Raw genomic sequence first — 9,595 nt, 5'->3', positions numbered from 1 at the left:
GAAGCAAAAGCTAAGGAAGAGCAAGAACAGAAAGCTCAAACCAAGAAAGAGAAGGAAGAAAGAGATAAAAAAGCAGGTACAAAAGTAAAGGTTGAGCGTTATGATACTTGTAACTCTCAAGGTAAATATTGTGATAGAGGTGGATTCCACAAAGGTGCATTTGATGCGCTACAATTAGGAATGAATCCAGAGGAAGTAACACTAAAATTAGATAGAAATGCAGAGGAAGCAACTATATACTACATGAAAGATAAATCTGGGAATTATGTAGAGTTAGTAAACTACTATTTTGAAGGTGCTGTTTATAACGTAAATGCCTACTTTAAAGATGGGAAGCTCTATACTATGCTGAGAGAAACAATAAGCTGCATAAACCAGAGGAACGCCTTGTGTTAGGTGAATTAGAATAAAATTTATTTTTAAAGGTTGCGCATAACGGTAATTACTAGAGTATTTATCAGTGTCTATTCTTCTATTAATGCCCTTAATAGTAAAAAAGCCAGCCTATATTATTTTGAAGTGAACCCAGAAAACGGGACATCTATCAAACCACCTACCACCTAAATTCTTTAGCTGGTTCATTTTTTCTTGAATTCACACACAGTCTCATTTTTCGAAGAGTAACGGTTACTCTTCGATATCCATAACGTAATTAATGCCTAAGACAAACATCCTTGGTTTTCTCTCCTATTTCATCTCTAAGGCGTTCCGTTCGTTGTAGCCATCGATAAAATGTGGAAAGGGATACTTCTAATACGTCACACAATTCTTTTACAGTTATTTTTATTTTTACATCTCTCCATAAAGTAACTACAGTTTCCAGGTTCAAGCTCCTTTCAATTTCCAGATACTTTTCCCATACAAGTAATTTGGTTTTTAAGTGTTTATTTTCTAAACGTAGTTGCTCTAATTCACTGAGTTTTTTGTTCCTTTTCCATAAGAATATTGTTTACCTACAGGTTGTTGCAATCGATATGTTCGATACCATTTTACCTACGTCTTAATTTAGAAAACATTTTTAATTCTGTGCTTCTCCATAGTGGTGCGATTTGAATAACCATCCTTTTTCATTTTAATCACTTTCTACTTTATTACTTCTGGGTAATAAACTCTTGTTTTCAATAGAAGTGTTTTTTTATATACCACTATTCGCATTTAATTCAGTTATTTTCGTCTTGTTTTTTCTTAGTGATTTATTACTTGTGAGGAACAAGTTATCAGTTACTTAGATTTTCTTTTTACGGATATGGTTGATTTCTTTTAGTGTTGTGCCTTCGTGTGTATCAGTTCTAGTAGATCGGATAGTCCTTCTAATTTATATTCTTTTGTGTCGCTTCTAAATATTCGGCTAGTTCTTCTTCTGTTTTTTTGCATAGCTCTTTTATGTATTCGTCTTCGGGTAAGATTCTTATTGTGGTGCTTTTCCGTTAGCTTTTATTATTTGCGGGATTTGGTTTCGCATTGGTTTGTTGTAAATATACACATTTCCATATCCCCCCAATTTAAACAATCAAAATTCGTGATTGAAAAGGAACAGAATATATAATCGAAAAATAATTTTATAGATTACTAAAAAGGTTCAATCTAACTATAAAATTAGATTGAACCTTTTAACTATTATCTTAAACATACTAAACAAAACAGCTTGAAGAGCACATTAATTATCTAATTGTTATGTATGTATTTAAAATAATATTCCTTAGATATAAGCAAATATAAATTTATTAATGGCTTCAAGATTTTCACATGAAATTGTACATTTTAAGTATTCAGTTCCATTCGATCTACTATCTTCAAGGGGAATTTTTAAATTCTCATCAACATTAAATTTTAAATACTTGAAAGAATTTCTAATACTTATGCATATATAATTTTCACCTGGTATTCTCTTAGTATTAATAACGTATATTTAGATATATTAACAAAATAATAATACCTATTATCGAAATCGCTCTCTTATGGATAAACAAATTACAAATAAATCACCATTAGTAAGAAACTAGTATTTTAGAAAAAAATCATAAAAGATTCTTTCTTCTAATTATCAAAAAACACATTTTATCGTTTCTTTATATTCAAAACTTCTTTAATTACTTTTTCAAATACTCTTTATACCCTTTTAACAGTAACTCAAATTCACCAGTGTCTATAATATCTTCTATATGCTTCTTTGTTCTGCCTTGCTTAAATAAAGAAACTAATGAGATATCATCTTTTACTTGGAAAGATTTTTCTTTTTCAATAACTTTTTCAATAATCTCTAAAGCAAATGGATAAAAACACCAAATCATCTCAACAGAATCTACTTCGTTTATAATTTCTTCCAAACTCATAATCTTACTGAATATATATAAAATATAATAAGTTGCATAAGGAATATATGATTTTTCGGGTAATTTGCTCAAGACATTAGCGTTCTTCCACTCATTTTTTTCATTTTCAATTTTATTATATAAAAGATACGGCAACAGCAAACGTGAAGCATTTATTCTTTCATTAAAGACTTCATCATATTTTTCAGAAAATATGATACTTTTCTTATTTTTAGCTTCACTAGGCATTTCATTATAGAACGCCATTAATACTTGTCCTGCTTTTTCAGCATCAATTCTATCCTTTTTAGGTCTAGTACCATACTGATTCTTTTTCCGCTCATAATAATATCCCATAGAGAATAACTCACTCTCTAATTTTACCTGCATATAATCAATAGCACGAATGTCGCGGCTTTTCACAGGATTCTGACTATTAGTATACTCTGCAATCCTTGTTGTCAGTTGATCATTTTTTGTTTCATATATTCTTACCAACAAATCAATATCTTCAAGACAATCGGGTGATTCTTTAAAAGCATCAAACAGTGCATGAAGAGTTTGGCTTCCATTCACTATTTGTAAATTTTCCAATTCTACTATAGGTGCTCTTCTCGATGGATAGCTAAATTTATCACAGGTAATAGTTATACCATTATTATAATAGAAAAACCTATGACTTTCGTCAGATAGTGCGGTCTCCTTTATATTCCGATTAATTTTAGTTCGTTGCTTAAGATATACCCTAACATTATCTTCAAAAGCATCTTCTAAAATATCGTAATTAACTAACTGCTCAAAATCCTCGAAATCAGCTTTTTCTCTTACATCATCATCATTAACTATCATACGAATAAGGTCTTTTGCATCAAAATGTGCAATTAATGCCCGTATGTCTCCAACGGATTTTTCAAAATAATTTTTATCAATAACTCTTAGCTTAGCATTAATATTTTTTTTTCCGCTTTTAGTTATTAATTTTACCCATTCTGTCAGAGTATGCTCAACGACATTGATATTCGAATATTTTCCTAATTCCAGCTCTAATCTTCTTTTCTCCCGACTCTCTAGACCATGATAATGGTTTGAGCACAAATGTATAGTAATTTCAGGGTTTTGTGATTTAAAAACTTCCCAAATTTCTTCCGTTTTATTTTTCAAACTAGGGTTTACATGCTCTAACAAGCTCTCTTCCTGTTGCAATAATAAATTAATATAATTTAATATTTTTTCTATTTCACCAGAAGGGAAATTTTTCTTTGTATTATCAAATATATTAGTATATTTAAAATTAAACAAGTGCACATGCGCCTTGGTATCAGAATCATCTAAATATATGATATCTATTCCTCTATCATGTCCACTTTCCTTCTTGTTTGATCTTAAATAAAAGTTATCCGTAATACACTCTTCTGTTTCATCGTCTTGCAAATTAAATAAACAATCCATTACAAAAAAGTAAAAAGCATTTGAACTACTATTCATATTATTTTCTTGGTTAATGTTTTCAACAATTGAACTAACCAAGGAAAAATCTTGCAAAGAATATCTTACTACATCAGACAAAATCCTCTTCCTCCCTAAAACAATATATACGATAAATATAATTATAGCATCCCTTCTTTTCATTTTACATATTCTACTTTTTAAAATTGAATATTTTACGTATTTTAAATGTATGCATCCATTTAATTATAACTCGCTATCGATCCATTTTTTAAAATTATAGAAAAAACAAAATATAACTGTCATCTATTTTTTCATTTCAACGATCAAGTTTGTAAAGGCTTTCTTCTATTATAATAAAAAACAGTTTAACTAGTCGTTAAACTGCTACATTGCTTCTTTGAAATAGCTTTCTTCTTTGGTTATGTAAATAAAGGATAGTGGAAGGTTTGTTTTTTATTATACTTTCTATCTTACTTTGAAATGAATCAAATTAATTTGTTGTTACTTCTATATATTATTAATTAAATTAGCACTGACACTCTAACCAAATTTACTTTTCTAAGATTATCCTTTGTAGATTTAACTCCACATATATAAATTCAGAAATTATTGTTCAATATAATAATCATAAATTAATTTAATATTATTAGGTGTACGTAACTTGTTAAGTGCTTTTGCCTCAATTTGACGAATTCGTTCACGAGTTAACCCAAATATACAACCTATTTCCTCTAATGTACGTTCATGGCCATCTCCTAACCCAAATCTTAATGAAAGCACACTATATTCACGATCTGTCAATGAAGAAAGGATTTTCTCCAAATCTTCCCTGAGAAAAATTTGGTTTATTGAAAGTTCGACATCAAAACCTTTTTCTGATTCCGTAAACAAAAAATTTTCATTTGAATTAGCACTTATAAAAGCCAACAGTTCACTGTCATCATTTTCACTCATAGGTGCATTAACAGAGTTCATATTAAAGAATTGTACCTCATAAAGTTTTAATTCATTGTACTGTTCTTTTGAAATATCAAGTTCGTTTAACATGGCTTCAAAATTATAATCAGAATTTGTGACCATTTTAGATTCCAGTTTACGCATTTTCCTGATTTTTTCGAAACGTTGAACTGGTACTCGCACATTTAATGATTTATTTGCAATTGCTCGAGTAATCGCTTGCCTTATCCACCAAGTAGCATAAGTAGAAAATTGTATTTCTTTTGATACATCAAATTTTTCAATAGCCTTTAACAGTCCAAGATTCCCTTCATTTACAAGATCCTCATAATTAAGTGTACCTGATTGCCCTATATATTTATTGGCAATTTTTTGTACAAGACGTTGGTTAATTTTAACTATCTGATTAATCAATCCAATACAATATTCTTCATTTTTCGAATCCTCTAATTCACTTAATAAGAATATATTATCTTTAAAAGAATTAAACATATTGATTGTATCAAGGGATTTTTCCTTTTGATGTTTTTCAATAAACCTTAACAAACTAAATTCTAAATCATCATTTTTAACTTCCCTATTCCTCATCCCATCACTTCCAGAATATTCTTTTTATAGTTATAATGAATTATATCATATCATTTTGAGAGGTGTATTGTATGAATACTATTTTACTAGAAGAAGTTATTTCATCTAAAATTAAGTTAGCCTCCGTAGATTCCGAAAAAAAGGATTTAGTAGTTTTCATCGGTTTTGAGCCGGAACAAGTCTCTAAGCTATCTGCATACAAATTTCTTGATTACCCTTTTCCCACTGATCTAAATCGGTTGCAAAAATCAAGTGAAATTCTCCAACTGATCTTAACAAAAAGCCAACTACGGGTACCTTTTTTATGGGTAACTATGGAAGAATACCAATTTTGTTTTAAAGGGCAAATAGAAACATTTTTCAATACCCATTTTATTTTTAATAATTTTTATGATAGAATTTTCCCTATTTTCTATAGCTTCGAAGACTCTCAACAACTATTACTAGATTTTGAAGATGAAGATGAAAATATAAAATCCGAAAATTTTGAGTATGTATCAGGATTTTATAATAGCTTGAAATTAATACACTCTAAACTATTTGCAGCATATACTACAGATTTAGATGCTATTGAATGGATACCATATTACAACATTGATACTAACCTTGAAATGCATGATCTGGGTTTAAACAATTATGATATTACATATAGTCTATCTGAAGATGATACTGACTTTATTCAATTCACCTTAAACATTTTAAATAACCAGAATATTAAGCATGTAGAAATAGTGCACTCTACAAATTTTGATGCATTCAACAACAATTATTTACAACGATTAGCAATTATTCAACTATTACGTGAAAATTTATTATTTTCTTTCACTAAACACGCACTCACTAAAAAAAGTGTCAATGAACGGGAATATATTCCTTACTTAGATAAGTATTTTGGATATTCATCATTTAATTCCCTGGAAATGTATTGTGATCCTGAAACATCGAAAGAAACAATTAATATACAGCAATCACAGATTATTAATGATATTTTAGAACAAGTAGAAAATGCAAGAAATACAGGAAGCTTACGTGATATTTTTGTTACTTCATCCACTGGGGCAGGTAAATCTTTAATGTTTCAATTACCAGCTTTAATATTACACGAAAAACATAAATATTTAACTATAGTAATTTCTCCTCTTATTGGTTTGATGAATGACCAAGTTGAGGGCTTAAAAGAAAGTGGCGTTAAACATGTTGCAACCATAAATTCTAATATTACTCCTGCGGAAAAAATTGATATCCAACGTCGGATCGCAAATCAAGAAATTGCAATACTATATATTTCTCCGGAAACATTAATAAATCGTTCAGATATAAGATACTTAATTGGTGATAAAACAAAAGTAGGACTTTTTGTTATTGATGAAGCTCATATTGTCACTACATGGGGAAAAGCTTTCCGTTCAGATTATTGGTATTTAGGTACATATTTGCAGAAACTTCGCAAAGAAATGCCTTTCCCAATTGCGACATTTACTGCTACAGCCATTTATGGCGGTGAAGAAGATATGTATAAAGAAACTCGTGATAGCTTAGGCTTAGTAGATCCCATTATCTATTTAGGAAAAGTTCGTCGCGATGATATAGATATTCACCTTCAAGCTGCAGAAAAGAAAATGACACTAAATGAGTATCGAAAGATTAAGTTTGATTTAATGACTAAAAGAATAAAAAAACTTGTTTCGCAAAACGAAAAAGTACTTGTTTATTTTCCAACTGTACCTTTAATTGATACATTCATGAGCTATCTAGAAAGTTCTCATCCAATGTTATACAAAAAAACAACTAAATATCATGGGAAGCTCGAAAAGGAAGAAAAACATTTAAACTCCAATAACTTCCAATCCGGTGAAAATCAAGTAATGTTTGCTACAAAAGCGTTTGGTATGGGAATAAATATTAAAGATATTAATAACGTATATCATTTTGCACCTACAGGTAATGTATGTGATTATATACAAGAAATTGGACGTGCTGCTCGTAGTACCAACATTGAAGGCGATGCCTATTTTGATTACTTAGAGCATGATTTCTCCTATATAAATAGCCTACATAGCATGTCAACATTACGCAAATCACACTTATTAATGGTAATTGAGAAAATTTTAGCTATTTATAAAGAGAAAAAATCTCGTAATTTATTAGTCAACGTTGAAGATTTCGCTTATATTTTCAATAGTTCAAATAAAATTGAAGATAGTGATATTGATGGAAAATTAAAAACGGCTTTATTATTAATCGAAAAAGATTTTACCAATATAGTAAAATACTCTCCTTTTGTTGCAAGACCTCGAGGAATATTCAGTCGGGAATATTATAGAGTAGATAGTGAAGGCCAAAAGAAATTAACCCTGAAGAAATATGAGCAGTTTGCCACATTAATTGTTAATAAATCAAGTTCAAATATGATGCCCATTTATGAATTTGATTTGAAATACATTTGGGAAAATAAGTATAAAAACATTTCATTCCCTGAATTTAAATGGAGATTTAATAATAGTGATGAGAGCTTAAATTTGCCCTTTTTACAACATATTCATCCAGTAATGATTTTACGTTATACTTTAAATAAATCATTAGAGTCAACACTACACACTATATTTAATACACTAGAAAAATTATCCGAATTCTTTGGTAATCAAGCTTTAACAGGTACCTTCTTTAAACAGGAAGATCTAGGGGATTTTATAAGCCGTCGTTTTAAAATCGATAAAGAGTTGGCTGATTCGAAAGCTCAAGTATTTTTACAAGCGATGAGCCGGACAAACAACTTTACTGGGAACTCTAACGTGAAAAATGTAATAAGTGAAAGTGACCTACGCGGATATAAAGTTGGACCAAATTATACGGACTTCTTTAATCAAATAAAAATGTTAATTACACAGTTTATAAAATCAGATTATTGTATTAGTACAGAAGAAGGTACTTATGAAATGTTTGTTGGTAAAAACCAGCCAGATATTATAGAAAAAATCACAGTTGTATTTGGAATTTTAGAAGCGTTTATTGGATTAAACTATCAAACTCGTGGAGGTAGTTCTCCAGAAATCTATATTCGTATAAATTCCACTTTAATGTTGGAAAGCATTTCTAAAAATCCGAATAAATATAAAAATCATATTCTACAAGGCATCTATGATAAACATGCTATTTCAAATGAAATGCTAAAATATATATTCCGTAAACAATTTGAAACACAGGAATTCTGGGATTTAATAGAAGATTACTTTCTTGGCCGTATCCCACCAAAAGTACAAGAATCGATAAAAGCAAAGCGCAAAAAGAAGGCGAAATCATAATTATGAATATGGCATATTTATATCTTCATCAGGAATATGAACAATTTGTACGCTTAAGCAATTCAATGTTTAGGTTACAAATTCCAAGATCTTCAAAATCATATTCTCCTCATTTTTTGCGTCGTTTTTTTGAATTAAATAAAAATTCAATATTATTCCATTACGCAAAGGGGTATATAAAAGGAATTAGTACCGTCCATGAAAAAGTGCGTGTGCAAGAGGATGATTCATTCTCTTTAATAGTCGAATTTCATAATCTCGAAAAACCTATTCGTATCAGACAATATATACAAGAATTTGTACATTATTTACCCGAAATGTATGCTGCCTTTCAAAAGGATGGCACACCTAACAATGGTTCATTATATCCTTGTCCGCTTGAGCTTGCAAACTACTTCTTTGACAAAATCCAAGAAAACAAAGAAATTGAATTTACTGGAACAGAGGTACTTCAGCAAACTCATGCTAGAATAGGACATTTACTTTACAAGCAAAAATTATTAACTATCTGGGCTCATAATTGTGCAATATGCTCAATTAAACTACCTGAATTATTAAGAGCTAGCCATGCTAAGCCATGGAAATTATCAAGCTCATCCGAGAAAACAAACCCATATAATGGCCTGTTATTATGTGTTATGCACGATGCTCTTTTCGATCAAGGTTTTATAAGTTTTAATGATTATGGAAAAATAATCATTTCTGAGAAACTGCCTGTAGAGGATTATTCTAAATATAATTTAAGCATGAATATGTCAGTGTCACTTTCTCCAATGCATAAACCATTCATACAATATCATCGTGAAAAGATATTTAAATAATTTTTCCATTTGAGCTTGCTATAAAAATGAGTTCGATATGCAGGCTAATAAAAAAACAGAAAAACTGTTCTCTTTTAAAAAAGAACAGTTTTTCTATTTTACTTTCTAATTAAGTTGCAACTATTACTAATATCCTTAATTCCTTAATTCCTCAATTCCTCAATTC

At 29.7% G+C, this 9,595-nt stretch carries 4 protein-coding genes and 3 pseudogenes; 3 read left to right on the top strand and 4 right to left on the bottom strand.

Annotated elements, in window-relative coordinates; all coding sequences use genetic code 11:
• Positions 1–396, top strand: a pseudogene (locus MR083_RS25285) (cell division protein MukB); the annotation flags it as partial.
• Between the two features lie 187 nt (positions 397–583).
• Here MR083_RS25285 and MR083_RS25280 read toward each other — a convergent pair.
• From MR083_RS25280 to MR083_RS25265, 4 genes and pseudogenes are all read right to left on the bottom strand, one after another.
• A pseudogene (locus tag MR083_RS25280) lies at positions 584–1,071 on the bottom strand (helix-turn-helix domain-containing protein); the annotation flags it as partial.
• A gap of 154 nt (positions 1,072–1,225) precedes the next feature.
• Positions 1,226–1,483 (bottom strand): annotated as a pseudogene (locus MR083_RS25275) (nucleoside triphosphate pyrophosphohydrolase family protein).
• A 607-nt stretch (positions 1,484–2,090) separates the two neighbouring features.
• Positions 2,091–3,878 (bottom strand): AIPR family protein, encoded by a 1,788-nt coding sequence (locus MR083_RS25270; protein ID WP_242270021.1) that lies wholly within the window; start codon positions 3,876–3,878, stop codon positions 2,091–2,093.
• A gap of 489 nt (positions 3,879–4,367) precedes the next feature.
• Entirely contained in the window at positions 4,368–5,306 is a 939-nt protein-coding gene (locus tag MR083_RS25265) for a sigma-70 family RNA polymerase sigma factor (protein WP_242270020.1), read from the bottom strand.
• Between the two features lie 71 nt (positions 5,307–5,377).
• Here MR083_RS25265 and MR083_RS25260 point away from each other — a divergent pair, with 71 nt between their 5' ends.
• Positions 5,378–8,608, top strand: a complete 3,231-nt coding sequence (locus tag MR083_RS25260; protein ID WP_242270019.1) for a DEAD/DEAH box helicase — start codon at positions 5,378–5,380, stop codon at positions 8,606–8,608.
• A 2-nt stretch (positions 8,609–8,610) separates the two neighbouring features.
• On the top strand, positions 8,611–9,429 hold the full coding sequence (locus tag MR083_RS25255; protein WP_242270018.1) for an HNH endonuclease: 819 nt from the start codon (positions 8,611–8,613) through the stop codon (positions 9,427–9,429).
• Positions 9,430–9,595: the final 166 nt, after the last annotated feature.

The sequence above is a fragment of the Bacillus cereus group sp. BfR-BA-01408 genome (assembly GCF_022663305.1).
Taxonomy (GTDB): domain Bacteria; phylum Bacillota; class Bacilli; order Bacillales; family Bacillaceae_G; genus Bacillus_A; species Bacillus_A pacificus.
Note: the sequence above shows the minus strand (reverse complement) of the source record. Positions and strands in the feature narration are given on the sequence as shown.